The organism is Pseudoduganella violaceinigra DSM 15887 (assembly GCF_000425385.1).
Classification (GTDB): Bacteria; Pseudomonadota; Gammaproteobacteria; order Burkholderiales; family Burkholderiaceae_D; genus Rugamonas; species Rugamonas violaceinigra.
On the sequence record NZ_KE384358.1, the window covers coordinates 203268 to 227822 of the forward strand.

The following is a 24555-nucleotide window of genomic DNA, read 5'->3' on the forward strand; positions in this document are numbered from 1 at the left end:
GAAAATGGCAAACCACCGGTCGCTTACGGTTTGCGCCAGCCGCCCCCCAGCGCCTGCACCAGGGCCACCGCGGTCGTCTGGCGGTCGGCCTGGGCCTGCAGCAGCGCGCGCCGGGCGTTCAGCGCCGTCACCTGGGCCGTCACCACCTCGCTGTAGCCGATCTGGCCGGCGCGGTAGCGGTTCAGCATCTGCTGCTCGACCTGGCTGGCGGCGGCGGCCGACGTCTCGCGCAAGGCTTGCTGCTGCGCCAGCACCTTGCTGGCTGCCAGTTGGTTTTCCACGTCGGCCAGCGCTTCCAGCACGGCCTGGCGGTAGTTGGCGACCGTCAGGTCGCGCGCGGCGCCGGCCTGGTCGACCCGGGCCCCGGTGGCGCCGGCGTTGAAGAGCGCCTGCGCCGCCGACAGGCCGAGCGACCACAGGGTGTGGGATGCACTGAACAAGCCGCCCGCCTGGCTGCCCGCCACGCCGTCATTGCCGCCCAGGCTCAGGCTCGGGAAATAGGCGCTGCGGGCCAGGCCGATCTGCGCGTTGGCGGCGGCCACCCGGCGTTCGGCGGCGGCGATATCCGGCCGCCGTTCCAGCAGCGTGGCGGGAAGGCCGGCCGGGATCTCCGGCGCCTGCAGCCCCCAGGGGCCCGCTGCCAGCGCAAAGCCGGCCGGCGCCTTGCCCAATAAAACAGCAATGGCATGCTCGAGCTGGGCCCGTTGGCGCTGCGCGCTGAGCAGGTCGGCGCTGGCATTGGCCCACTGGGTCCGGGCCTGCAGCAGGTCCGAACTGGGCGCCACCCCGGCGCTGACCCGGTTCTGCGTGATCTGCAGCACGCGCTGGTAGCCTTGCACCGTTTCGCCCAACAGGGCAAGCTGGGCGTCCACCAGGCGCAGGGCGAAATAGTTGGCGGCCAGCTCGCCTTGCGCCGCCAGCCTGGCCGCGGCCAGGTCGGCGGCACTGGCCTCGGCCCCGGCCCGGGCCCCGCCGACGCCCGCGGCAAGGCGGCCCCAGACGTCGGGCTCCCAGCTGGCGCCGATATTGACCCGGTACTGGTTGCCGGTGCGCTGCTGCCCGCCCCCGCCGCTGCGGTTGGCGCTGGCGTCCAGCGTCACCACCGGGAACAGCGCCGCGCGCTGTTCGGCCACGATCGCGCGCGCCTGGGCGTAGCGCGCCTGCGCCGCCGCCACGTTCTGGTTGTTCACCTCGACCTGCGGCGCCAGGGCATTCAGGGTTGCGTCGCCGAACAGCTCCCACCAGGGCCCCTTGTCCAGCAGGTCGGCCGGCGCGGCCGGCTGCCAGCCTTGCGCCTCCTTGAATCCGGCCGGCAGCGGTGCGCTGGGCGGCTGATACGCCGGGCCGGTGGCGCAGCCGGCCAGGGCAAGGGTAAGCGCGCCGAGAATTATTTTCATGGTGTGGCCTTCGCGCCACGCAGGCGCATCCTGTCGAGCAGAAGATAGACCACCGGCGTGGTCAGTAAAGTGAGCAGCTGGCTGGCGACCAGGCCGCCGATGATAGCGATACCGAGCGGCTGGCGCAGCTCCGATCCTTCGCCGAAGCCTATCGCCAGCGGCAGCGCGCCCAGCGCCGCGGCCATGGTCGTCATCAGGATGGGGCGAAAGCGCAGCAGGCAGGCTTCCCGCACCGCCCCGCGCGCATCGAGCCCGCGCGTGCGCTGCGCCTCCAGGGCAAAGTCGATGATCAGGATGGCGTTCTTTTTCACGATGCCGATCAGCAGGAAGACCCCGATCAGGGCGATCAGCGAGAACTCCATGCGGAACAACAGCAGGGCCAGCACCGCGCCCACGCCGGCCGAGGGCAGCGTCGAGAGCACGGTCAGCGGATGCAGCAGGCTTTCGTACAGCATGCCGAGGACGATGTAGATCACCACCAGCGCGGCGGCGATCAGGAACGGCTGCTGTGCGTTGGTCTCCTGCGCCGTACGGGCCGTGCCCTGGAAGCTGCCGCGCACATTATTCGGCATGCCGATCGCATTCTCCGCATCCTTGACCGCCTGCTGCGCCTGGCCCAGGCTGGCGCCGTCGGCCAGGTTGAACGAGACCGTGGTCGCCAGTTCGCCATCCTGGTGGTTCACGGATGCCGGCGTGGAACGCTCGGCGAACGTGGCCAGCGCCGCCAGCGGCACCATCGCCTGCGCCTTGGGACTGAGGGCCGAACCGCCGGAAGGGTCGCGCATGCCCGCCCCCACCACCGATCCGCCCTCCGGCGAGCCTGCGCTAGCCTTGCGCGCCACATAGACATCGGCCAGCGCCTCCGGACTGCGCGCATATTCGGGAGCCACCTCCATGACCACCTTGTACTGGTTCAGTTCATCGTAGATTGTCGCCACCTGGCGCTGCCCGAAAGCGTTGTACAGCGCATTGTCGACATCCCGCATGGTGAGGCCCATGCGCGATACCATGTCCTGGTCGGCCGAGACGAAGGTTTCCACGCCGTTGTCGGCCTGGTCGGTGTCCACGTCGACCAGCGCCTTCTGCCGCTTCATCTCGTCGGCCAGGCGCGACGCCCAGCGCTTCAAATCCGTGCGGTTATCGCTTTTCAGCGTGTACTGGTAGGTCGAATTGCTTTGCCGCCCGCCCATGCGCAAATCCTGCACGGTGTTCAGAAACAGCGACACGCCGGTCACGCGCGCCAGCCTGGGACGCAGGCGGGAAATCACCTGCTGGCCCGTCGCATCCCGTTCGGCGACCGGCTTCAGGCTGACGAACATGAAGCCGCCGCCGGCGCGCGAACCGCCGGTAAAGCCCACCACCGTGGCCACCGCCGGATCGGCGCGGATGATATCGACCAGCGCGCGCAGCTTGCCCTGCATGGCCTGGAACGAAATGCTCTGGTCGGCCCGGATGCCGCCGTTGATCTGCCCCGTATCCTGCTGCGGGAAGAAGCCCTTGGGCGCCGCGGCGTACACATAGACGCTCAAGCCGACCACGAACGCCAGGAGCAGCATCACCAGCCAGGCGCTCGACAGCGCCCAGTCCAGCGACGTCTCGTACCTGCGCAGGATGGCCTTGAAGCCGCGCTCGCACAGGCGCGCCAGGCGGCCTGGCGGACGCTGCCGCACCGCCTCCGGACGCAGCAGCCAGGCGCACAGCATCGGCGTCGTGGTCAGCGAGATCGCCAGCGAAATCATCACCGCCGCCGACAAGGTGACGGCGAACTCGCGGAACAGCCGCCCCACCTGGCCGCCCATGAACAGCAAGGGAATGAACACCGCCACCAGCGACACGCTGATGGAGAGCACCGTGAAGCCGACTTCCTTCGCGCCTTGCAGCGCCGCCGCGAAGCGTTCCATGCCCTGCTCCATATGGCGCGCCGTGTTCTCCAGCACCACGATGGCGTCGTCCACCACGAAGCCGGTGGCCACCGTCAGCGCCATCAGGCTGAGGTTATTCAGGCTGAAGCCCAGGAAGTACATCACGCCGAAGGTGCCCAGCAGCGACACCACCGTCGCGATCGCCGGAATCACGGTCGCGCGGGCGCTGCGCAGGAAGGCGCTGACCACCAGCACCACCAGCACAATGGATATCAGCAGCGTCCATTCGATTTCGAGCAGCGAGGAGCGGATCGAATTGGTGCTGTCGGACGCCACCTGCAGCTTCACGTCCTGCGGCAGCTGCGCCTGCAACTGGGGCAGCAATGCCCGTACCGCATCCACCGTCTCGATCACATTCGCCCCCGGCTGCCGCGTCACCAGCACAATCACGGCCGGGTCGCCGTTGAACAGGCCCAGCGTGTTGCGGTTTTCCGCGCCGTCGGTCACTTGCGCCACATCGTCCAGGCGGATGGCCGCGCCGTCGCGCCAGGCCACCACCAGGTCGCGATAGTCCGCCGCGCTGCGCCCGCCGCTGGCGTTCGACGCGGCCGAGTAGATCTGCAGGCGCCGCCCCGCCACCTCGATCGCCCCTTTCGGGCGGTTGGCGTTGGTGGCCTGGATCGCCGCCCGCACGTCTTCCGACGACACGCCGTAGCGGTTCAGCGCGAACGGCAGCAGTTCCACCCGCACCGCCGGCAGCGAACCGCCGCCGATCTCCACGTCGCCGACGCCTTTTACTTGCGCAAGCTTCTGCTGCACGATATTCGACACCGCCTCGTACACCTGCCCCGGGCTACGCGTGGACGATGTCAGCGCCAGGATAATGACCGGGGCATCGGAAGGATTGGCCTTGCGGTAGGTGGGATTGCTGCGCAGGGTCGCCGGCAGGTCGGCGCGCGAGGCATTGATCGCCGCCTGCACCTCGCGCGCCGCCGCATCGATCTTGCGGTTCAGCTCAAACTGCAGGTTGACGCGCGTCGCGCCGCTGCCCGAGGTGGAGGTCACTTCGTTCACGCCGGCGATCACCGCCAGGCGGCGCTCCAGCGGCGTGGCCACGCTGCTGGCCATGGTGTCCGGACTGGCGCCGGGCAGGCTGGCGCTGACCGAAATCGAAGGGAAGTCCACCTGCGGCAGCGGCGACACGGGCAGCACGAAGAACGCCGCGATGCCGGCCAGCGCCAGCCCGATCGTCAACAGCACCGTGGCGATGGGGCGGCGGACAAAGGGTTCGGACAGGTTCATGCAAGCTCCTCACGCCCGGCGCGCCGGCGCTGCGCCAGGCGGTCGAAAGCGAGGTAGATCACCGGCGTGGTGTACAGCGTGAGCAGCTGGCTGACGATCAGGCCACCGAAGATCGACAGCCCCAGCGGCCGGCGCAGTTCAGCCCCCTCGCCCCAGCCGAGCATCAGCGGGATCGCCGCGAACAGGGCCGCCAGCGTCGTCATCAGGATGGGGCGCAGGCGCAGCAGCGCCGCCTGGTGGATCGCATCGCGCGGCGCCATGCGCTGCTCGCGCTCGGCCTCGATGGCGAAGTCGATCATCATGATCGCGTTCTTCTTCACGATACCGATCAGCAGGATGATGCCGATGATGCCGATCACGCCCAGTTCCTGCCCTGTCAGCATCAGCGCCAGCAGCGCCCCCACGCCCGCCGAGGGCAGCGTGGACAGGATGGTCAGCGGGTGGATATAGCTTTCGTACAGCACGCCCAGCACGATATACACGCACACCACCGCCGCCAGGATCAGCCAGAGCTGGTTGCTGAGCGAAGCCTGGTAGGCGCCCGCCGCGCCGAGGAAGGTCAGGCTGACCGACGGCGGCAGGCCGATTTCCCCAGCCGCGTCGCGGATCGCATCGACCGCCTGGCCCAGGGCCACGCCCGGCGCCGCATCGAAGCCGATGGTGGTGGCCGGGTATTGCGCGACATGGGTTACCTGCAGCGGCGCCGGACGCTCCTGCACGCTGGCGATGGCCGATAGCGGCGTCGCCCTGCCGCTGCCGGTGCGCAGCGGCAGGTTGCCCAGCGCTTGCGGCGTATCCATGCGGTCCTGCCCGGCCTCCAGGATGACGCGGTACTGGTTGGTTTCCGTGAAAATCGTCGAGACGATGCGCTGGCCGAAGGCGCTGTACAGCGCGTCGTCCACCGCGGCCGCGGTAATCGACAGGCGCGACGCCGTATCGCGGTCGATGCTGACATAGGCCCCCGCACCGGTCGCGTTCACGTCGGACACCACGTTGCGCAGGCGCGCCTTGGAGACCATCCGCTCGGCCAGCTTGCCGGCCCATTCGGCCACCGTGGCGTTGTCGGCGCCCTCCAGCGACACGCGGTACTGGGTTGGGCCGCTTTCCGCGTCGATGGTCAAGTCCTGCGTCGGCTGCAGGTACGGCGTAACACCGGGCACCTGCGCCACGCGCTCGCGCAAGCGATCCATGACCACCTGCAGCTTGTCGCGCTCCGGCTTCAGGTTGACCAGCATGCGGCCGGTATGCAGCATGGTGTTGTTGCCGGCATCGACGCCCACCACGGAACTGAGGGACGCCACCGCCGGGTCCTCCAGCATGGCGCGCGCCGCCTGCCGCTGCAGCTGCGCCATGCGTTCGTAGGAAACCGTCTGGGCGGCCTCGATGCGCGCCTGCAGCTGGCCCGTGTCCTGGGTCGGGAACAGGCCTTTGGGGATCCACAGGTACAGCAACACCGTCAGCAGCAGCGTGCCCAGCGCCACCAGCAAGGTCAGGCCCTGGCGCTCCAGCACCCACTGCAGGCTGCCGTCATAGCGCTTGACCAGGCGCTCGAACAGGGACGTCCCGTGCTCCTTGTGCGCAAGCAGCCAGCGGCCGGACATCATCGGCACCAGCGTCAGCGACACGACGGCGGAAATCAGGATGGTGATGGCCAGCGTGACCGCGAACTCGCGGAACAGGCGCCCCACCACGTCGCCCATGAACAGCAGCGGGATCAGCACGGCAATCAGCGACACCGTCAGGGAAATGATGGTGAAGCCGATCTGCTGCGCCCCTTTGAGAGCGGCATCCATCGGGCTCGCGCCATGCTCGATATGGCGCGCAATGTTCTCGATCATCACGATGGCGTCGTCCACCACGAAGCCGGTGGCGATGGTGAGCGCCATCAGGCTGAGGTTGTTCAGGCTGTAGCCCAGCAGGTACATCACGCCGAAGCTGCCCACCAGCGAGATCGGTACCGCCAGGCTGGCGATCAGCGTGGCGCGCGGACTGCGCAGGAAGGCGAAGATCACCAGCACCACCAGCACCACGGCCAGCAGCAGCTCCATTTCCACGTGCATGACCGAAGCGCGGATGCCGTGGGTACGGTCGCTCAGGATGCTCACCTCGATGGCGCCAGGCAGGCTGGCCTGCAGTTCGGGCAGGCGCGCCTTGATCGCGTCCACCGTGGCGATCACATTGGCGCCCGGCTGGCGCTGCACATCGAGAATGATGGCGGGTGTCATCCCGGCCCAGGCGCCGAGCTTGACGTTTTCCGCGCTGTCGACCACGCGCGCCACGTCCTGCAGCCGCACCGGCGCGCCGTTGCGGTAGGAGACGATCAACTGGCGGTAGTCGCCGGCCGCCAGCAACTGGTCATTGGCGTTGATGGTGAAGGCGCGCGCCGGGCCATCGAAACTGCCCTTGGCGCTGTTGGCATTGGCCGCCGTGATCGCGCTGCGCAGCGTGTCCAGCCCAAGGCCGTAGCTGGCCAGGGCCTGGGTATCGGCCTGGATGCGCACGGCAGGCCGCTGGCCGCCGCTCAGGTTCACCAGCCCGACACCGTTGACCTGGCTGATTTTCAGGGCAAGGCGCGTATTGACGATGTTCTGCACTTCCGTCAGCGGCATGCTGCTGGAGGTGATCGCCAGCGTCAGCACCGGCGCATCGGCCGGGTTGACCTTGGCGTACACCGGCGGCGCCGGCAGGTCGGTCGGCAACAGCGAGCTGCCGGCATTGATGGCGGCCTGCACCTCCTGCTCCGCCACGTCGAGCGTCTGCCCCAGGCTGAATTGCAGCGTGATGATGGAGACCCCGGCGGCACTGGTGGAGCTCATGCGCTGCAGCCCCGCCATCTGCCCGAACTGCCGTTCCAGCGGCGCGGTCACGGTGCGGCCCATGACCTCCGGACTGGCGCCGGGATACAGGGTGCGCACCTGGATTGTCGGAAAATCGACCTGCGGCAGCGCCGACAGCGGCAGGAAACGGTAGCCAAGCAGCCCCGCCAGCACGATGGCCAGCATGAACAGCGCCGTCGCCACCGGCCGCCGGATGAATGGCGCGGAGGGGCTCATCGCGCTGCGCCGCCGGCGTCGTCGCGGCGGCGCCGGCCGTGTTCCGCTGCGCCGGACGCCGACGCCGACGCTGCGCCATCCGCGCGATGCCGTCCCGCCCGTCCCTCGCGGCCCCGGTGCTCGCCCTCGGCGCCTGGCCGCTGCGTCGGCAGCGTCACCCGTGCGCCGTCCTTGATGCGGTCCGCGCCCTCGGTGATCACCTGCTCGCCCGCTGCCAGGCCGCTCTCGATCTGCACCTTGTCGACCGTGGCGAGTCCGCGCTTGACGGGCCGCAGCGACGCCGTCTGCCCGTCCTGCAGCACATACACATAATCGCCGGAAGCGCCGTGGCGCAAGGCCGTCACGGGCACCACCACGGCATCCTTGATGGTGCGCAGTTCCAGGCGCAGGTTGACGAACTGGCTGGGGAACAGCGATGCGCCGGCGTTGGCAAAGCGCGCCTTCGCCATCACCGTACCGGTCTGCGTGTCGACCTGGTTGTCCAGGGCGAAGAACTCCCCTTTGTCCAGCACGCTGCTGCGCGTGCGGTCGTAGGCCTGGGCCGCCATGCGGGCGCCGGTACGCGGCGCCAGTTCCGGCACCCGGTCCTGCGGCACCGCGAAAGCCACGTCGATCGGCGCCAGCTGCGTGATCACGGCGATGCCCGCCGCATCGTTCGATCCGACCAGGTTGCCGACGTCGACCACGCGCAAGCCGACCCGCCCGCTGATCGGCGCCAGCACCTTGGTATACCCGAGGTTAAGGCGCGCCGTGCCTTCGTTGGCGCGGTCGGTCGTGACCGTGCCCTGCAACTGCTTGACCAGCGCCGCCTGCGTATCGACATCCTGCCGCGCAATCGAGTCCTGCGACAGCAGCGTGCGATAGCGTTCCAGCGTCAGGCGCGCGTTTTCCAGCTGCGCTTCGTCGCGCTCGCGCTGGCCGCTGGCCTGCATCAGCTGCAGTTCGAACTGGCGCGGGTCGATCTGCGCCAGCACCTGCCCGGCCTTCACCATCTGGCCTTCCTTGAAGAGCACTTGCTGCAGGATGCCGCTCACCTGGGGCCGCACGGTCGTGGTGGCGGCTGCGGTCACCGTCCCCAGCGCATCCAGGGTGACGGGTAAATCCGCCGTTTCCGCGGTCGCCACGCCGACCGTGGCAGCCGGGCCGCGCCCGCCCCGGCCACCGGCGCCCTTTGCCGCTGCTGCGCCCTGCCCGCCGTCCGCCGGGCCGCGCTGCGTCAGGTACCAGGCCAGTCCGCCCAAGGCCAGCATGGCGGCCATGGCGGCGACGGCGCCGGTCCATCGCGAACGCCGGCCGGTGGCTGGTTTCACAGCGGAATTAGGTGTTGTCGGAGCCTCCATCGGGCGACCCTTTCTGTGGTAGACGTTCGAATCGACTCTAGCACAGGGGTTTCCGCCAAATACGTTAGACACGAAACATGCGAAACAATTCAGACATGCGGCGCAGACATGCGGCGGCCCCAAAAGAAAAGCCGCCGGACGGGCCGGCGGCTTTTTTCTCGTCATAACTGCTTACAAAGCTGCTACAAATCAGTCCGGTGAACTGCAGAGGCAATGGGTCAGCGCCATGAAGGGCTTGCGCTGGGCCGTCATCTCGTTCAGCCAGCCCAGATCCTGCACCACCTCGCTCGCCACGCCCGCCGGTACGCCGGCCGGCAGCAGCGCGCTGCGCGTCTGCTCGCCGTAAGCCTTGGCCATGGCGGCCTTGGCGCTGGAGGCGCCGAAGAACTCCAGCACCTTGTCCACGCGCGACGCTTCCCGCTCGATGTAGACCACGCGCGGCTCGCCGGACAGCTTGGCGCGCCGTGCCGCGGCCTTCAGCGCATCCTTGTAACCGCCCAGGGTGTCGACCAGGCCGCGTTCCTGCGCCTGGGCGCCGGTCCATACGCGGCCCTGGCCCACGGCATCGATCTTGTCCGGCGTGGTATTGCGCGCCTTGGCCGCCTTGGTGGTGAATTCCTCGTAGGTGTGGCCGATGGCGCCCTGGATCAGTTGGCCGAAGCGCGGGTCCATCGGCCGCATCGGATTGCCGGCATCGCCCAGCCAGGTGGTGGTCTGGCCGGCGGTATGGATGCCCAGCTTGTCGATCACCTTGTCCACGGTCGGGAACAGTGCGAACACGCCGATCGAACCGGTAATGGTGGCCGGATCGGCCATGACTTCGTCCGACGCCATGGAAATCCAGTAGCCGCCGGAAGCGGCCACGTTACCCATCGAAACGATGACCGGCTTGCCCGCAGCGCGGGTCAGCTCCAGCTCGCGGCGAATCAGCTCCGAGCCGAAAGCGCTGCCGCCGGGCGAATCGACGCGCAGCACCACCGCCTTGATCGAGCTGTCCTCGCGCGCCATGCGCACCAGGCGCGCCGTCGACGCGCCGCCGATCTGGCCGGCCGGCGCATCGCCGTCGCTGATTTCGCCGACGGCCATCACCACGCCGATCGCATCGCCGGTCAGCTTGGGGAATACCCGCGCCAGGTAGTCGTGGTAGCTCACCTGGCGGAAGGACTTGGCCGCCGGGTCGTTCACGCCGCGCTTGCTCATCATCTCGCGCAGTTCATCCTTGGTCTTCAGGCCGTCGACCAGCTTGACGTCCAGCGCCACCTTGCCCAGGTCGCCCTTGGCCCCGGCCACCAGCGCCGGCAGGTTGTCGATCGCCTTCATCAGCGCGCCTTCCGGCATCTTGCGCAACTGTTCGACCTGCGCGGTGTAGCGCGTCCACAGGTCCTGGTACAGGAAGGCATCGGCTTCGGCCGCCGCCGGCGACGGGCCGTTGGCGATGTACGGTTCGGCGAAGCTCTTGTAGGTGCCGACTTTCATCAGGTTCACGGTCACACCCACCTTGTCCAGCGCATCGCGGTAGTAATTGCGGTACTTGCCGAAGCCGTCCAGGAACACGGCGCCCATCGGGTGCAGGTAGATTTCGTCGGCGTGCACGGCAACCTGGTACTGGCGCTGGTTGTAGCTGGAACCCCAGGCCACCACCTTCTTGCCGCTGGCTTTGAAGCGGTCCACCGCCGCGCCGATTTCGCGCAGCATGGCCTGGCCGCCGCCCTGCATTTCATCGAGTATGAGCACGGCGCCGCTGATCTGCGGATCCTTGGCGGCGGCGTCGAGCACGTTCAGCACGTCGCGCAGCTGCACCGCCTTGTGCACTTCGCCGCCGGACAAGCCTGCCATCAGCGCATCGCGGCTGTTGCCGGACGCCTGCTCCACCAGCGCGCCTTCCAGGTTCAGCACCAGCATGGTCTTGTCGCCCAGGGGCTTGGCGCCGCCGCCGAAGATGGCGGCAATCAGCAGCACGACCACCAGCAGGAACAGGAAGTTCATGGTGGCGCGGCGGCCGTTGTCCACGGTCCGCCAGAACCAGGCAAAACCGCTGCGGATATAAGAGAAAACAGAGCGGGACATCTTTACTCCTAGTGCAAAAATTGAAACTACCTCACACTATAAGCGACATTCGCCTTATACGGTGAAGAAATCAGGTAGAGCCCGGCCATCACCAGCAGGCCGTTGACGACCAGCAGTTCCAGGCCGACGCGGTAGCTGCCGAACAGCCATTGCTGGTTGAAATCGGCCAGGGCGCACAGCAGCGGACCGGCCAACGCCACCCACGGCACCAGCCGGTCGTTGACGGTCCGCTTGCTCAGCAGGCCGAACGCGAACAGGCCAAGCAGCGGACCGTAGGTATAGCCGGCCAGCTTGAGAATCACGCCGATCATGCTGGCGCTGTCGATCCATTTGAACACCATCACCATCAGCAGGAACAGGGCGCAGAACGCCAGGTGCACGCGGTGGCGGATGCGCAGCTGCGCGCCGTCGTCCAGGTCCTGGCGCCGCTTCAGGCCCAGGATATCGATGCAGAATGACGACGTCAGCGCCGTGATCGCACCGTCGGCGCTGGGGAACAGTGCGCTGATCAGCGCAATCATGAATACCAGCTGCAGCACGGCCGGCAAATGGCCCATGGCCACGGCCGGGAAGATCTTGTCGCCGCTGGCCGCCACGCCGACCTGCGGTGCGTACAGGTACAGCAGCCCGCCGAGGAAGAGGAACAGGGTCAGCACGCCGGCCAGGATGAGGTTCAGCGCCAGCATGTTTTTCTGCGCATCGCCCAGCGTCTTGACCGAGATATTCTTCTGCATCATTTCCTGGTCCATGCCGGTCATGGTCAGCACGATGAAGGCGCCCGCCACCACCTGCTTCCAGACATTGGCCGGACTGTCGGCGTCGGTGATGAACACGCGCGCCAGTCCGCTCGAACGCATCCTGTCCAGGCTTTCCAGCACGCCCAGGTTCATCTCGTGCAAGAGGAACACCGTGCAGGCCACCAGGCCAACCAGCATGCCCGTGGTTTGCAGGGTGTCGGTCCAGACGATGGTCTTCACCCCGCCCTCATATGTATACAGCAGGATCATGGCCAGGATCACCACGCTGGTGAGCCAGAACGGCACGCCCAGGCTGTCCAGGATGGTCGCCTGCAGGATATTCACCACCAGGTACAGGCGCGCGGTGGCGCCCAGGGTGCGCGACAGCAGGAAGAAGGCCGCCCCGCTCTGGTAGGCACGGCGGCCCAGGCGCACATCGAGGTAGTGGTAGATCGACGTCAGTTGCAGGCGGTAGTACAGCGGCAGCAGCACATTGGCCACGGCCAGGTAGCCCAGCACGTAGCCGAGCATGATCTGCATATAGCCGAAGCCGTCGCGCCCCACCGCGCCCGGGACGCTGATGAACGTCACGCCGCTCAGCGTGGTGCCCACCATGCCGAAGGCCACCAGCATCCAGTTCGACGACTTGTTCCCGATGAAAAAGCTGTCGTTGTTGGCGTTGCGGGACGTGGCCCAGGCCACGCCGAGCAGCAGGCCGAAATAGGCCAGCACGACGAGAAAAAGCGAAACAGGTGACATTTTATTATCCAGCGATGAAACAAATTGGGCTGCAATATACACCTGAATGCAGAAGCGCCTTAGAATCGCCTGCAAACCAAGGAAAAGCCAATGTACGACAAAAACACCATCGATTTCGCCCGCGCCCAGGAAGCGCTGGTGCTGCCGCTCGAATACCGGGTGCATGCCCAGGCCGACGGCCGCGGCGAGGGCCGCGAAGAATGCATGCGCGACTACGCCCGCGTGCTCTACTCCGCCTCGTTCCGCCGCCTGCAGGGCAAGATGCAGCTGCTCGGCGTGGACGCCAACCGCTTCAACCGCAACCGCCTGACCCACAGCCTGGAAGTGGCGCAGATCGCCCGTTCCATCGCCGCCGACCTGGGGCTCGAACGCAGCGTGGTATCGGAAACCTGCTCGCTGGCCCACGACATCGGCAACCCGCCCTTCGGCCACTACGGCGAAAAAATCCTGGATGAACTGGTGGCCGGCCAGGGCGGTTTCGAAGGCAATGCGCAAGCCTTCCGCACCTTGCGCACGCTGGAGAAAAAGCACCACGCCTACGCGGGCCTGAACCTGACCGTGCGCTCCCTGCTCGGCATCACCAAGTACTTCCAGCGCCGCACCGACAACCCGAAGAAGTTCCTGTACGACGAGGACCACGAATTTCTGAGCACGCAGCTGGCTGCGCACGGCATTTCCCTGCGCAAAAGCATCGACGCCCAGATCATGGACCTGGCCGACGAAATCGCCTATGCCGCCCACGACGTGGAAGACGCGCTGAGCTTCGGCATCATCACCTGGGGCGAGATCGTCCACGAATTCAAGATCAGCAAAGATTATTCCGCCGCCTACGAGCAATTCGCCAGCATCGCCAACCATGCGCACGAAGAAGCGCTGAAATGCGATATGCAGGAAAGCTCGGAAGAATATTCCATCGTGCTGCGCAAGGAGCTGACATCGCAGATTGTCCATGAACTGTGCCGCGACATTGCCGTGGTTGAAGGCAAGCACGGCCCCGAACTGGGCTACCGCACCAAGGGCCTGCTGGCGCGCGGCCTGAAAAGCCTGCTGTGGCGCGCCATCCTGCGCAAGAAGGACGTGCAGCTGTATGAGAAGCGCGGCGAAAAGATCATCCGCGGCCTGTTCGAAGTCCTGACCGACGACAGCTACAACCGGGGCGGCATCCTGCTGCCGCCGGCCATCCGCAGCGTGAAGGACTCGCGCGAACGGCTGGTGGTCGACTACATCTCCGGCATGATGGATTCCTACGCCGCCAGGGAGTACGAAAAATACTTCGGCCCCGGCAGCCTCGACCGCATCTACCCCGTCAAATGAACGATCCGCGCAGCGAATACGAGCGCCGCATGAACCGTGTGCTCGACCACATCGACCGCAACCTGGACGCGCAGCTCGACCTGCCGGCCCTGGCCGACATCGCCAACTTCTCGCGCTACCATTTCCACCGCATCTTCGCCGGCTGGATGGGCGAGACCATCGGCGACTATGTGCGCCGGCGCCGGCTGGAAGCGGCCGCGCACAAGCTGGCCGCCGGCGGCGTGGTACTCGAGGTGGCCCTGTCGACCGGCTTCGGCTCGGGCGAAGCCTTTGCCCGCGCCTTCAAGAGCCGCTTCGGCAGCACCCCCACCGAATGGCGCAACAAGACGCCGGAGCGCACGGCCGCCTTCCTCGCCGCGCTGCGGGCGGAAAATAGCAATTTCGATCAGGCGAACAGCAAGAACGGTCAGGCCCGCGGCGGCGCGAACGGCGAACATGACGTCTCCCACCCCCCTTACGGAGAAACAATCATGGATGTCAAAGTCATGGAACTGCAACCGGCCCGCGTCGCCTACCGCCGCCACATCGGTCCATACGGCCCGGCTGTCGGCCAGTTCTGGGCGCAGTCGGTCATGCCCTGGATGCTCGGCAACGGCCTGGCCGAAGCCACCTGCTACGGTATCGGGCACGACGACCCGAGCCTGACGCCGGCCGACAAATGCCGCTACGATGCTTGCGTCGAAATCCCGGCGGGCCTGGAGCCAGGCGGACAATTCAGCGTGGCCAACCTGCCCGGCGGACGCTACGCTGTCACCCGCTATACCGGCTCGCCGCGCGATATCGGCCCGGTATGGAACCGCCTGATGAAGGAGTGGCTGCCGTCCAGCGGCCTGCAGTGCGACGAACGCCCCTGCTTCGAGCGTTACGAAAGCCTGGCGACACAGACCGAGGCCGACTTCACCTGCGAAATCTGCATCCCTGTGAAAGCACTTTAACAAGATGAACCCGGAATACCTGGCAATGCTAGTGGCGCGCGATATGCCCTACGGGAAGTACAAGGGCCGCAAGCTGGCCGATTTGCCGGGTCACTACCTGGGCTGGATGGCGCGCGAAGGCTTTCCGAAAGGGGAGCTGGGCGCGCTGCTGGCATTGATGTACGAGATCGACCACAACAACCTGCGCGGCCTGCTCGAACCGCTGCGCCCGCGCCGGAATTGACGTCCTCAGCAGCCGCCGGTGTTGACCTTGACGACCGGAATGCCCGAACCGTTATACGTGTACTGGACCGAACATTGGCTCGGCGTGGGCGCCTTCTCGATCCGCCATCCCGCGTCGCCGCCGGGAATCTGGCTGTTGCCGTAGCCGTAGAAGGTGTAATCGGTGGATGGCACGGCGCTGGCGGACAGGTAGCAGCCGCCGCTCGGGATCTTCGAGTCGTGCAGCGCCAGGCCGACGCCGTCGCACCAGCGGTCCGGGTAACCGCTCCAGATGCGCACCTGGGTGCCATTCATATCGACGAAGGTGATGTTGGCGGGGCCGCCCGCCGTCCCCATGCCCCGGACCGCCGTCAGGGCGCGTACCGAATTCAGGTAGGTCTTGACCGTCCCGCCCAGCGCCTGGATCGACGCAGAGCGGGCCGACGACCCGTAGTCCACCATTTTTGGAAACGCCACCGCCGCTAAAATGCCGAGAATGACCATTACGACAATTAATTCGATCAGCGTAAAACCCTTGGCCGGCATGGCGGCGGCCCTCGCCCACATTGAATCCCGAGACATGGAAAAAATCCAAATTTTGCTTAATAATCAAGGACAAACGACTTAGTTTCATCTTGAAAGATGTCTCGGCAGTATAGCGGAGTTTGTGCAGGCAACCGCATGGACTGGCCCTGGTCCGTGACCATAAACAGACACATGCCATCCTCCCGCAAGGCAGGTGATGAACAGCGTCTTGGAATGGGGCTCAACGGCGGGATCGTCTTTGCCGCAGAAGATTTCGCGGAAGACAAGGCGCGGCGGGATGGGCGCGCCATATGTGGCGGCATGGCGCAAGGGATGTCCCGAGGCCAGTGAAGGCGTGGCGCGGCGGCGAGCTAGCCGGGCGCAATCCGAACTTCCAGCTCCGCAAAGCCGGTAACGGGGTCGTAGCCCCGCGCGAAACGGTGCGCGGGCAAGATCGCCAGCAGCAATTCAGCCGTGGTGCGCACGATGCAGCCGCGCCCCACATGGCCGCCGAACACCCGGCCGCGCGCATCGGACACCATCATGTGCAGGTGGGCGCCCTCCGGCGCCACCGAACCGGCCACCGTCAGGATTTCCAGGTCGCCCAGCAACTCGGTCGGCTGCGCCAGTCCCGCATAGCGGATCTGCGCCACGCTCAGGCTGCCGATCCCCTGAAGCAGATAGCCGGCCGTGGCGCCGTTATCGAGCAGCGCCTGCTCCACGGCGCCGCGCAAGTCGTCGCCCGGATTCAGGCGCAGCGGCAGCGCTTCCATCATGCCGGCAGGCGTGGCGCCACCAGGGTAGTGAACTCGCCCGTCTCGACCAGGCGTTCCAGGTCGGAATAGCCGCCGATCAAGACGCCGTCGATGAAGATCATCGGGAAGGTCGGCCAGCCGCTCCACATTTTGAGCGCGGTGCGGCGGCGCCACTGGCTGAAATAGCTGCCATATTCAAGATAGGTATGCTGCGTGCCCTTTTCGGCCAGCATGCGGCGAGCCTTCTTCGGGAAAGGATTGCCGCGCATGCCCACCACGACCACACGGTTGGCGGCCAGCGCAGACTGCACTTCGGCCACGATATCGGCATGGTTCTTCGCGATGCGCTCACGGATGGCGGGGTGCAGGTGGGCGTCGTCGAGGATGGTACGGGTCATTATCTTTCCTTATCCAGTAGGTCGAGCGTGGCCTGGTCGGGCACGCCGCCAAAATATTTGTCGAGGCAATCGCGGAACAATGCTTCGCCGGCTGTCGCCTGGGCAAACAGGGTCATCGACGAATGGAACTTCATATTGTCCGGCGACCCGAAGATACCATGGACGGTGGATGGCGTCCTCATGAAAGTGTTACTTTTCAATGAGCCATTCTCCTACAAAGTCTTCTCGCGTGTTCTGATTAATTGCCTGCTCTGTCCTGCCTACCATGAGCACTCCTTCAAACTGAAATGGGAGATGATCATGGCATCGAATAAGCAAGACAAGGACAACCGCAGCGACTCCAAACAGTCGGGCAATGAAGGCGGCAACCGCCAGAGCGGCGACACCAGCAACCGTGGCTTCGCTTCGATGGATCCGGAACGCCAGCGCGAGATCGCCAGCGAAGGCGGCAAGGCAGCCCATGCATCCGGCAATGCGCACGAATTCACTTCGGAAGAAGCGCGCAAGGCCGGCAGCATGAGCCACAAGAATGACGGCAACCGCCAGTCGGGTTCATCCGACTCCGACAACCGTCAAAGCACCGGTGGCGGCACCCGCGGCGGCACGCCGGAACAGCATGCCGAAGCAGGCCGCCAGAGCCACAAAAACGACGACAAGCGCTAAGCGCGCCGCGTCGTGAACGGAACCGTCCAGCGCGACGGTTCCAGCAGCCCGGTGGTCAGCGCGCACCCCGCGAGGATCACCAGGCAGCTTACTCCCATCTGCAGCGAGAACGTCTCCCCCAGGAACAGGCAGCCCCACAGCACGCCGAAGGCCGGGATCATGAACAGCGCGCTCATCGCCTTGCTCGCCCCCAGCCGCGCAATCAAGCCGAAGAACAGCACGTAAGCAAAGGTCGTGCACAGCGCCGCCAGCGCCAGCACCGCGCCCCAGGCCTTGGCCGACGGCGCCTGCGCCGGCCACAGCGCCAATGCCGGGCCCGCCAGCAGCAGCGCCGCCACCATCTGGCTGCCGGCCGCCACGGCAAGCGGCGGCGCGGCGGACAGGTGGCGCTTGCTGAAGTTGCCGGAGATCCCATACAGCAGGGTCGCCGCCAAACATGCCAGCGAGGCCAGCGCCGTGCGCAGCATGTCATGCTGGGGCAAGAAGTGCAGTTTGCCCGCCACCAGCAGCACTACGCCGCCAAACCCCAGCGACAGCCCGGCCATGCGTGCCACCGTCATCCGTTCGCCCAGCCAGATGGCGCCGATCAGGGCGGCAAACAAAGGAGTTGTCGCGCTCAGGATCGACGACAGGCCCGCCGGGATGGTCAGGGCCGCGAAATTAAACAGCAGGAATGGCAGCGCCGCGTTGGTCACGCCGACAAAGCCGATGCCGCGCCAATGCTGGCGCAAGGCGCCCAGCTGGCCGCGCCACACCAGCAAGGGCAACAGCAAGGCGGCTGCCGCCACCGCGCGCACCCCGCCCATCGCCGCCGCGCCAAACTCCGGCGCCCCGACGCGAATGAACAGGTAGGACGCGCCCCAGATCGCCGCCACCGCCAGCATGCTCGCCGCATCCGCCCGCCTCATGGCAGCACCTCCGCCAGCGCCGTCAGCGAAATATCCCTCGTGGGGTCAGGAAGGAATGGGGACATTTCTCGCCCATAGGCAAGCTGGGTGGCGCGGCGCTGGCTCACCGCATGGAACCAGCGCGCCAGATGGGGATGGGCCGCCAGCGCCGTGCCGCGCGCGCTGACCCACGGGAAGCAGGCAATGTCGGCCACCGAATACGCCTCGCCGCATAGATAGGGCTGGCCTGCGAGCTGCCTGTCGAGTGTGCCGAACAGCTCCGCTGTTTGCCGGCCCTGGCATTCAAATGACTTCTGCCAGAAGAGCCACTGCCGCGCTTCAACCCGGCCGCGCATCGTGGCGGGCAGGCCGAACTCCGGTTTCTCCGCCAGGTAGAGCAGCATCGCCCCCGCCTCCTGCAAAGCCTGCGCTTCGCCGCCGTCGGCCGGCCAGTGGTCGACCATGGCCAGCGCCCCGGCATGGGGGATGCGCCGGAACGGCAAACCGGTCTCCTCCAGGAACATCAGCAGTTGCTGCCCTTGGGGTGTCGCGACGTAGTAGAAGTCCAGCATGGCAATCCCTTTCGATGTCGTCAGGGAGAGTGTGCGCCGCGTCCTGGCTCCAACAAAGATCCAGGAATGAACAATTTTATAGAGCCAGCGTCGCTTGCCGTCCAGTCACCGCCAGGCGTTTGCTGTCCCGCAGCATGCGTTCGAAGTCCGCCGCCCCGACCGGTTGGCTGAACAGGTAGCCCTGCAGCTGGTCGCACCCCAGCTCGCGCAGGAAACTCATCTGCTCCGTGGTTTCCACGCCCTCGGCCACGATTTCCTGCCGCAACTGCTTGGCCATGGTCACGATGGCGCGCGCAATGGCGCAGTCGTTTTCCTCGAACGGCAGACCGACCACGAAGGCGCGATCGATTTTCAGCGTACTGATCGGGAATTTTTTCAGGTAGGCCAGGCTGGAATAGCCAGTGCCGAAATCGTCCAGCGCCAGCGACAGCCCCATCGCCACCAGCTGGTTCATGATGGCGATCACATTCTCGGCCCCGCCGACCAGCAGGCTTTCCGTAATCTCCAGCATCAGCTGTTCCGGCAGCACCTGGTGGCGCGCCATCACGGCGGCCAGATGTTCCGGCAGCTTGCTGTCGAACTGGCGCGCCGACAGGTTGACGGCGATCGGCGGCATCATCAGGTTGGCGTCGCGCCAGACGGCGATCTGGCGGCAGGCTTCTTCCAGCACCCAGTTGCCCAGTTCGAGGATCAGCCCGGTCTCTTCCGCCACCGGGATGAACACGCCCGGCGACACCAGTCCGCGCACCGGGTGGCGCCAGCGCAGCAGCGCTTCCGCGCCCACAATGCGCCCGCTGCGCAGGCTGACCTTGGGCTGGTAGTACAGCAGCAGCTCCTCGTTCGCCAGGGCCAGCCGCAATTCGTTCTCGATGCGCAAATGCTCTTTGGCGCGCTGATTCATTTCTTCGCTGTAGAACAGCAGCGCCGGCGCCTGGCCCGGCATCACGCGCGACATCGCCGCATCGGCCCCGCGCACCAGTTCCGATGCCTCCTGCGCGTCTTCCGGATAGACCGCTACGCCCACATGGGCGCTGACCTGCAGGCTGTGCCCGCCGACCTTGAGCGGCGCTTCCAGTGCCGCGATCAGCTTTTGCGCCACGATCGCCGCGTGCTCGCGCTTCTCGATTTGCGGCAGCGCCGCCGCGAATTTGCCGCCGTCCAGGCGCGCCAGGATATCTTCGTCGCGCAGCACCATGCGGAATATGCGCCCTGCTTCAATCAACACGGAATTGCTGACTTCGTGCCCCAGCGTATCGCTGATGGCGCCAAGGCGGTTGACCTCGAGCACCAGCAACGCGCCGTGCTCCTGCTTGCGGCGCGCTTCGGTCATGGCCTGCCCCAGCAGCTGCAGCAGCAGGCCCAGATTCGGCAAGCCGGTCAGGGCATCGTAATTGGCCAGGCGCTGCATGCGCGCTTCGGCATCCTTGTGCACGCTGATATCGGAGAACAGCGAGAAAGTGTGGCTGACGGCGCCGTCTTCGCCGCGCACGGCGCTGACCGTGACCGCCTGCGGCACCAGCTCCCCGCTCTTGCGCCGCCCCAGGATCTCGCCGCGCCACGGCTCCGCCCCCTGGGCGGCGGCGTTGACCCGTTCCGGGAAATCCGAACCGGGCGCGCCGGAGCGCAGCATGGCAGGCGTCTTGCCCAGCGTCTCCAGCGCGGAGTAGCCGGTCATGCGGGTGAAGGCGTGGTTGACCGAGACGATGCGTTCCTGCGCGTCGGTGATCAGCACCCCTTGCTCGCCTTCCTCGATGATGCGGGCATGCAGCCGGGTCTTCTCCTGCTGCGTCAAGCCCTCCACCGTGGGCGAGATCAGGACCCGCATCCCGCTCGGCTGGCCGGCCGCGTCGCGCAGCAGGGTGATATTCAGCCGCACGCGGATCACTTCACCGGACTTCTTCCGGCGCCGCACGTCGACCGCCGCATGGTCGGCATCCAATACCATTTCATCGACGCCGCCGTCGTCGTCTTCCTCCGCGTACAGGAACAGCACGTGCTGGCCCAGCGCTTCGCCGGCGCGATAGCCGAACAACTGTTCCGCGCCGTCACTCCAGGCCGTCAGGTAGCCGGCCTGGTCGAGCATCAGTTGCGCCGCCGGGATGGGCGCCGGCGGCACCGGCTGCAAGCCCCGCAGCGCCGCTTCCAGCTCCGTCAGCGTGGCGGCCTGCGCTTCGCCCTGCTGGCTGCGCGCCAGCCCGCTCAGTGCCAGGCAATGTGCGATCCGGTCCTTATCCATGGGCGCCTACTTGCGTGGTAATGTCCAGCATCCACAGATTAGCTTCCGCCACCAGGCGGTTAAAGTCCAGCGCTGATACTTGCAGCGTTTCCAGCCCCGCCGCCACGGCCGCCAGGTCGCCGCGCTCGGCCGCCTCCAGCGTGGAGAGCAGCTCGCCCAGATCGCCGGAACGGGACAGCAAGGCCTGCTGCGTCGCATCACCCAGCTTCAGCGGCGCCAGCAGCGCGTCCAGCGACACGCCGAACAGCACGCCCAGCAGCGAGAACATGCCGGCCATGAAGGCTTGCTCCTGCACCTGCTTGCCCTGCCCTGCCGCCTGCGCCAGCAATTCCATGGCGCGCGCCCGCACGGCAACGCGCGCCAGCAGCATCGGCGAGCGCACATCGTCGCTGCGCGCGGCGAACAGCATCAGGTTCAGCCAGCGCCGCAATTGCTGGCGCCCCAGGATCAGGATCGCCTGGCTGAAGCTCGTCACCTTGCGTCCCACGCCCATGGCAAGCGAATTGACCAGCTTGAGCAAGTGGTAAGACAGGGTCGGGTCGCGCCGCAGGACCTCTTCGATTTCGAGGGTGGCGGCGTCGTTGGTCACCAGTTGCACCAGCTGCAGCGCCATGGCGCGCGATGCGGCCTGTGCGCCATCGGACCGGGGCGGCGCCTGCAGCGGCCAGTCGCCTTCGATCCATTCGACCCGAGCGTCCAGCAGCACATCGAATGCCGCGTCTGCACGTTGCAGTACGCCGTCCGGCATGGCTGAAAAACCCAGCTCGGCCAGCGATGCCGCGCACTGTGCAGGCGTGGCCGCCGGATAGAAGCACGGCAGCTTGCCGGCCAGCCGGCCCAGCTCGGCAGGCAAGGCTGCGCCGCCGCCACTGAACAGGTAGCCGCCGGGTTTGCCCTGGCGGTTGGCCAGAAGCTTCAAAAATACAAGGGTTGCGGGGTTGGACATGCGTGCCAAATGGAAGAGCGCGAACGCTTATGGTGTCCGATATGGTTGGCCGACGTCAACTTGAAAGCCACGGCATCGGCGACTTTATTGATCAGGCGCAACAATTGGCAAATGGCGGCACAGGCGCTCGAACAGGCCGGGTTCACCCATGCGCTGCTGCCACCAGCGCAGGGCCGCGCCGGATTCCCCGCTACGCCAGGCCAGATAGAATGTTTCTTCGGGTTTCGGCTCTTCCACCTCTTTTTCCACCAGCAGGCCGGCGGCAATCGCCTGGCGCGCGCAGCGCTCGGGCAGGAAACCGAAACCCAGGCCGGCAAGCTGGTAGTCGAACTTGGCCTGCATGGTCGGCACCGTCAGCGTGTCCTGCCCCAGCACCAGGCCAACCGTGCGCGGCGCCAGCAGGCGCGCACTGTCGGCTGTGGCAATCGCGCGGTGGCGCTGTAAATCATTGCGGCCCAAGCGTCCTGGCACCGGTGCCAGCGGATGCTGCGGCGCCACCGCGAACACCCAGTTGAGCTGCCCGATTGGCTGCGACACGTAGCCGCCGCCCGCCGGCCCATCGCCCGGGGCGCCGACCACGAGATCAACCCGCCGCTCCAGTAAGGCTTCCCAGCTGCCGCCCAGCGTTTCCTGCACCAGGCGCAGGCGGGTTTGCTGGGTCACCTCGTAGAAGGCGCGCACGTCCTCCGCCAGCACGGCCGCGCCGAACATGGAGTCGACGCCGATCGCCAGCTCGGTTTCCCAGCCCGAGGCCACGCGCCGGACGCGCTGCTCCAGGTCGCCGGCCGCCTTGAGCAGGTAGCGGCCCTCTTTCAGCAGCTCGCGCCCGGCGGCGGTCAGTTCCACCCGAGGCCCGACGCGCTCGAAAACCAGCACGCCGAGTTCCTCTTCGAGCTTGCCCACCGTGTAGGAAATCGTGGATGGCACGCGGAACAGTTCGCGCGCTGCCGCGGCAAACGAGCCGCCACGGTCGATCGCGTCGACAATCTGCAAAGCATCGAGGCTTATTCTGAGCATTCGAAATTTTCGATCATAAGAAGGCAAATTATTCGCTTTTTAGCGCGATCAACGGCCCATATACTATGAAACATCTGATCGAAATTATCGCACAAGGAGGCAATCATGTTACAAATTCGCAAATCTGAAGACCGCGGCACCGCCAATTTCGGCTGGCTGGATTCCCGCCACAGCTTCTCCTTCGGCCACTACTACGACCCGAAACACGTCGGTTTCGGGCCGCTGCTGGTGATTAACGAGGACAAGGTGGCGCCGGGCCAGGGCTTCGGCACCCACGGCCACCGCGACATGGAAATCATTTCCTATGTGCTGAGCGGCGCGCTGGAGCACAAGGACAGCATGGGCAATGGCTCGGTGCTGCATTACGGCGACGTGCAGCGCATGACGGCGGGTACCGGCGTGCGCCACTCCGAGTACAACCACTCGAACCGCGAAGGCGTGCATTTCCTGCAAATCTGGATCCAGCCTTCCCAGGACGGCATCGCGCCAGGGTACGAGGAAAAGCACTTCACGCCGGAGAGCAAGGCGGGCGGCCTGCGCCTGATCGCCTCGCCGGACGGGCGCGATGGGTCGGTGCTGGTGCATCAGGATGCCTTGATCTACGCCGCCATCCTGAACGGCGGGGAGGATGTGGTGCATACGCTGGCTGCCGGGCGGCAGGCCTATGTCCATGTGATCCGCGGCGCGCTGAGCGTCAACGGCACCGCCCTGCAAGGCGGCGACGCGGCCAAGCTCACCGGCGAGGCGGCGGTGCGCTTGTCCGGGGCGGATAATGTCGAGGTTTTGCTGTTCGACCTGCCTTGAACCGGTACGCCGGGGTCTGCCCCGCAGGGTCAGGCCCCGATTTACCGGGTTTTTGTTATGATTGCAGGGTTCCACAATATAAAGATTGAAAGAGCATCATGCAGCCCGCAGCAGAACAACCGGTAAAAGAAGATCTGGACTACGTCACTTCGTGCGCCTTGCCGACGCCGTGGGCACAGTTCACGCTGCATGCCTTCGTCGAACACGCGACCGGCAAAGAGCACCTGGCCATGGTGCTGGGCGATATCGGCAATGGCGAGCCCGTGCTGGCCCGCGTCCATTCCGAGTGCCTGACGGGCGACGTGCTGTTCTCCCAGCGCTGCGATTGCGGCGCCCAGCTCGAGGGCGCGCTGAAACGCATCGCCGAAGAAGGCCGCGGCGTGCTGCTCTACCTGCGCCAGGAAGGCCGCGGCATCGGCTTGATCAACAAGATGCGCGCCTACCGCCTGCAGGAGCAAGGCGCCGACACCGTGCAAGCCAACGAACAACTGGGCTTCAAGCCGGACCAGCGCAACTACGCCCTGGTCGAGCCGATGCTGAAGCAATTCGGCGTCAAGCGCCTGAAGCTGATGACCAATAATCCGCGCAAGATCGCGGCCATGGGCGCCCTCGGCGTCGAAGTGGCCGAGCGCGTGCCGCTGCTGGTCAACCGCAACGCCTTCAACCAGCACTACCTGAACACCAAGGCGGCCAAGCTGGGGCATATGATGACGCCCGTCGCCCCACCCGCCGCCGAAGACGGCGAACTGTAACCCGGACACTGCCCCGAGCCCCCGAGTCGAACG

General features: G+C 66.3%; 22 protein-coding genes. 7 read left to right on the top strand and 15 right to left on the bottom strand.

The features are described 5' to 3' along the window. Window positions 1–23: 23 nt before the first annotated feature. The 6 genes from H597_RS0123375 to H597_RS0123400 form a co-directional block, all read right to left on the bottom strand. The gene (locus H597_RS0123375; protein WP_035375048.1) at window positions 24–1397 is read right to left on the bottom strand and encodes an efflux transporter outer membrane subunit; all 1374 of its coding nucleotides are present in this window, start codon (window positions 1395–1397) and stop codon (window positions 24–26) included. After that, a complete protein-coding gene (locus tag H597_RS0123380) occupies window positions 1394–4561 on the bottom strand; it encodes an efflux RND transporter permease subunit (protein WP_028104239.1) in 3168 nt (1055 codons plus the stop codon). Before H597_RS0123380 ends, H597_RS0123375 begins: the two co-directional genes overlap by 4 nt. Beyond that, a complete protein-coding gene (locus tag H597_RS0123385) occupies window positions 4558–7614 on the bottom strand; it encodes an efflux RND transporter permease subunit (RefSeq protein WP_028104240.1) in 3057 nt (1018 codons plus the stop codon). The genes H597_RS0123380 and H597_RS0123385 overlap by 4 nt, the downstream gene beginning before the upstream one ends. Beyond that, on the bottom strand, window positions 7611–8954 hold the full coding sequence (locus tag H597_RS0123390) for an efflux RND transporter periplasmic adaptor subunit (RefSeq protein ID WP_028104241.1): 1344 nt from the start codon (window positions 8952–8954) through the stop codon (window positions 7611–7613). The genes H597_RS0123385 and H597_RS0123390 overlap by 4 nt, the downstream gene beginning before the upstream one ends. Before the next feature lie 189 nt (window positions 8955–9143). Further along, on the bottom strand, window positions 9144–11021 hold the full coding sequence (gene sppA, locus H597_RS0123395; protein ID WP_028104242.1) for a signal peptide peptidase SppA: 1878 nt from the start codon (window positions 11019–11021) through the stop codon (window positions 9144–9146). A 26-nt stretch (window positions 11022–11047) separates the two neighbouring features. Then, window positions 11048–12517, bottom strand: coding sequence for a sodium:solute symporter (locus H597_RS0123400; RefSeq protein WP_028104243.1), 1470 nt, complete (start codon window positions 12515–12517; stop codon window positions 11048–11050). Window positions 12518–12607: 90 nt separating this feature from the next. Here H597_RS0123400 and dgt point away from each other — a divergent pair, with 90 nt between their 5' ends. From dgt to H597_RS0123415, 3 genes are read left to right on the top strand one after another with little or no spacing between them, the layout of a single operon-like run. Further along, the gene (gene dgt / locus H597_RS0123405; RefSeq protein WP_028104244.1) at window positions 12608–13831 is read left to right on the top strand and encodes a dGTP triphosphohydrolase; all 1224 of its coding nucleotides are present in this window, start codon (window positions 12608–12610) and stop codon (window positions 13829–13831) included. Beyond that, window positions 13828–14766 carry an AraC family transcriptional regulator gene (locus H597_RS0123410; RefSeq protein WP_028104245.1) on the top strand — a complete coding sequence of 313 codons (939 nt, stop codon included), beginning with the start codon at window positions 13828–13830 and terminating at the stop codon, window positions 14764–14766. The genes dgt and H597_RS0123410 overlap by 4 nt, the downstream gene beginning before the upstream one ends. A gap of 4 nt (window positions 14767–14770) precedes the next feature. Continuing rightward, a complete protein-coding gene (locus H597_RS0123415; protein WP_028104246.1) occupies window positions 14771–14989 on the top strand; it encodes a DUF3820 family protein in 219 nt (72 codons plus the stop codon). A gap of 5 nt (window positions 14990–14994) precedes the next feature. On the opposite strand, the gene H597_RS36185 is transcribed toward H597_RS0123415, so the two are convergent. Beyond that, window positions 14995–15549, bottom strand: a complete 555-nt coding sequence (locus H597_RS36185; protein WP_083941254.1) for a type II secretion system protein — start codon at window positions 15547–15549, stop codon at window positions 14995–14997. A gap of 99 nt (window positions 15550–15648) precedes the next feature. On the opposite strand from H597_RS36185, the gene H597_RS0123425 reads away from it, so the two are divergent. Next, on the top strand, window positions 15649–15843 hold the full coding sequence (locus tag H597_RS0123425) for a hypothetical protein (protein ID WP_028104247.1): 195 nt from the start codon (window positions 15649–15651) through the stop codon (window positions 15841–15843). A gap of 20 nt (window positions 15844–15863) precedes the next feature. On the opposite strand, the gene H597_RS0123430 is transcribed toward H597_RS0123425, so the two are convergent. The 3 genes from H597_RS0123430 to H597_RS32230 are packed head-to-tail and all read right to left on the bottom strand — an operon-like array spanning window position 15864 to window position 16827. Beyond that, complete coding sequence (locus H597_RS0123430; RefSeq protein ID WP_028104248.1) at window positions 15864–16265, bottom strand: PPC domain-containing DNA-binding protein; 402 nt, start codon at window positions 16263–16265, stop codon at window positions 15864–15866. After that, window positions 16265–16645 carry a glutaredoxin gene (locus H597_RS0123435; RefSeq protein ID WP_028104249.1) on the bottom strand — a complete coding sequence of 127 codons (381 nt, stop codon included), beginning with the start codon at window positions 16643–16645 and terminating at the stop codon, window positions 16265–16267. The genes H597_RS0123430 and H597_RS0123435 overlap by 1 nt, the downstream gene beginning before the upstream one ends. Continuing rightward, window positions 16645–16827 carry a DUF1810 family protein gene (locus H597_RS32230; protein ID WP_051294054.1) on the bottom strand — a complete coding sequence of 61 codons (183 nt, stop codon included), beginning with the start codon at window positions 16825–16827 and terminating at the stop codon, window positions 16645–16647. Before H597_RS32230 ends, H597_RS0123435 begins: the two co-directional genes overlap by 1 nt. Before the next feature lie 118 nt (window positions 16828–16945). Here H597_RS32230 and H597_RS0123445 point away from each other — a divergent pair, with 118 nt between their 5' ends. Further along, window positions 16946–17308, top strand: coding sequence for a KGG domain-containing protein (locus tag H597_RS0123445; protein ID WP_028104250.1), 363 nt, complete (start codon window positions 16946–16948; stop codon window positions 17306–17308). Here H597_RS0123445 and H597_RS0123450 read toward each other — a convergent pair. The 5 genes from H597_RS0123450 to H597_RS0123470 form a co-directional block, all read right to left on the bottom strand. Continuing rightward, window positions 17305–18216, bottom strand: coding sequence for a DMT family transporter (locus tag H597_RS0123450; protein ID WP_028104251.1), 912 nt, complete (start codon window positions 18214–18216; stop codon window positions 17305–17307). The two genes, H597_RS0123445 and H597_RS0123450, sit on opposite strands and share 4 nt — an antisense overlap. Continuing rightward, on the bottom strand, window positions 18213–18767 hold the full coding sequence (locus H597_RS32235; RefSeq protein WP_051294055.1) for a glutathione binding-like protein: 555 nt from the start codon (window positions 18765–18767) through the stop codon (window positions 18213–18215). The genes H597_RS0123450 and H597_RS32235 overlap by 4 nt, the downstream gene beginning before the upstream one ends. A gap of 76 nt (window positions 18768–18843) precedes the next feature. Further along, window positions 18844–21003: a putative bifunctional diguanylate cyclase/phosphodiesterase gene (locus H597_RS0123460; protein ID WP_028104252.1), complete on the bottom strand. Its 2160-nt coding sequence runs from the start codon at window positions 21001–21003 to the stop codon at window positions 18844–18846. Next, a complete protein-coding gene (locus H597_RS32240) occupies window positions 20996–21949 on the bottom strand; it encodes an EAL and HDOD domain-containing protein (RefSeq protein ID WP_051294056.1) in 954 nt (317 codons plus the stop codon). The genes H597_RS0123460 and H597_RS32240 overlap by 8 nt, the downstream gene beginning before the upstream one ends. A gap of 84 nt (window positions 21950–22033) precedes the next feature. Beyond that, entirely contained in the window at window positions 22034–22966 is a 933-nt protein-coding gene (locus tag H597_RS0123470) for a LysR substrate-binding domain-containing protein (protein WP_028104253.1), read from the bottom strand. Between the two features lie 105 nt (window positions 22967–23071). Here H597_RS0123470 and H597_RS0123475 point away from each other — a divergent pair, with 105 nt between their 5' ends. Further along, window positions 23072–23770: a pirin family protein gene (locus H597_RS0123475; RefSeq protein ID WP_028104254.1), complete on the top strand. Its 699-nt coding sequence runs from the start codon at window positions 23072–23074 to the stop codon at window positions 23768–23770. A gap of 98 nt (window positions 23771–23868) precedes the next feature. Continuing rightward, complete coding sequence (gene ribA, locus H597_RS0123480) at window positions 23869–24522, top strand: GTP cyclohydrolase II (protein ID WP_028104255.1); 654 nt, start codon at window positions 23869–23871, stop codon at window positions 24520–24522. The last annotated feature ends 33 nt before the right edge of the window (window positions 24523–24555 follow it).

Coding starts and splice junctions, on each gene's coding strand:
- H597_RS0123375 (WP_035375048.1), bottom strand. CDS start 1,397: ATGAAAATAATTCTCGGCGCGCTTACCCTTGCCCTGGCCGGCTGCGCC.
- H597_RS0123380 (WP_028104239.1), bottom strand. CDS start 4,561: ATGAACCTGTCCGAACCCTTTGTCCGCCGCCCCATCGCCACGGTGCTG.
- H597_RS0123385 (WP_028104240.1), bottom strand. CDS start 7,614: ATGAGCCCCTCCGCGCCATTCATCCGGCGGCCGGTGGCGACGGCGCTG.
- H597_RS0123390 (WP_028104241.1), bottom strand. CDS start 8,954: ATGGAGGCTCCGACAACACCTAATTCCGCTGTGAAACCAGCCACCGGC.
- sppA (WP_028104242.1), bottom strand. CDS start 11,021: ATGTCCCGCTCTGTTTTCTCTTATATCCGCAGCGGTTTTGCCTGGTTC.
- H597_RS0123400 (WP_028104243.1), bottom strand. CDS start 12,517: ATGTCACCTGTTTCGCTTTTTCTCGTCGTGCTGGCCTATTTCGGCCTG.
- dgt (WP_028104244.1), top strand. CDS start 12,608: ATGTACGACAAAAACACCATCGATTTCGCCCGCGCCCAGGAAGCGCTG.
- H597_RS0123410 (WP_028104245.1), top strand. CDS start 13,828: ATGAACGATCCGCGCAGCGAATACGAGCGCCGCATGAACCGTGTGCTC.
- H597_RS0123415 (WP_028104246.1), top strand. CDS start 14,771: ATGAACCCGGAATACCTGGCAATGCTAGTGGCGCGCGATATGCCCTAC.
- H597_RS36185 (WP_083941254.1), bottom strand. CDS start 15,549: ATGTCTCGGGATTCAATGTGGGCGAGGGCCGCCGCCATGCCGGCCAAG.
- H597_RS0123425 (WP_028104247.1), top strand. CDS start 15,649: ATGGACTGGCCCTGGTCCGTGACCATAAACAGACACATGCCATCCTCC.
- H597_RS0123430 (WP_028104248.1), bottom strand. CDS start 16,265: ATGGAAGCGCTGCCGCTGCGCCTGAATCCGGGCGACGACTTGCGCGGC.
- H597_RS0123435 (WP_028104249.1), bottom strand. CDS start 16,645: ATGACCCGTACCATCCTCGACGACGCCCACCTGCACCCCGCCATCCGT.
- H597_RS32230 (WP_051294054.1), bottom strand. CDS start 16,827: ATGAGGACGCCATCCACCGTCCATGGTATCTTCGGGTCGCCGGACAAT.
- H597_RS0123445 (WP_028104250.1), top strand. CDS start 16,946: ATGGCATCGAATAAGCAAGACAAGGACAACCGCAGCGACTCCAAACAG.
- H597_RS0123450 (WP_028104251.1), bottom strand. CDS start 18,216: ATGAGGCGGGCGGATGCGGCGAGCATGCTGGCGGTGGCGGCGATCTGG.
- H597_RS32235 (WP_051294055.1), bottom strand. CDS start 18,767: ATGCTGGACTTCTACTACGTCGCGACACCCCAAGGGCAGCAACTGCTG.
- H597_RS0123460 (WP_028104252.1), bottom strand. CDS start 21,003: ATGGATAAGGACCGGATCGCACATTGCCTGGCACTGAGCGGGCTGGCG.
- H597_RS32240 (WP_051294056.1), bottom strand. CDS start 21,949: ATGTCCAACCCCGCAACCCTTGTATTTTTGAAGCTTCTGGCCAACCGC.
- H597_RS0123470 (WP_028104253.1), bottom strand. CDS start 22,966: ATGCTCAGAATAAGCCTCGATGCTTTGCAGATTGTCGACGCGATCGAC.
- H597_RS0123475 (WP_028104254.1), top strand. CDS start 23,072: ATGTTACAAATTCGCAAATCTGAAGACCGCGGCACCGCCAATTTCGGC.
- ribA (WP_028104255.1), top strand. CDS start 23,869: ATGCAGCCCGCAGCAGAACAACCGGTAAAAGAAGATCTGGACTACGTC.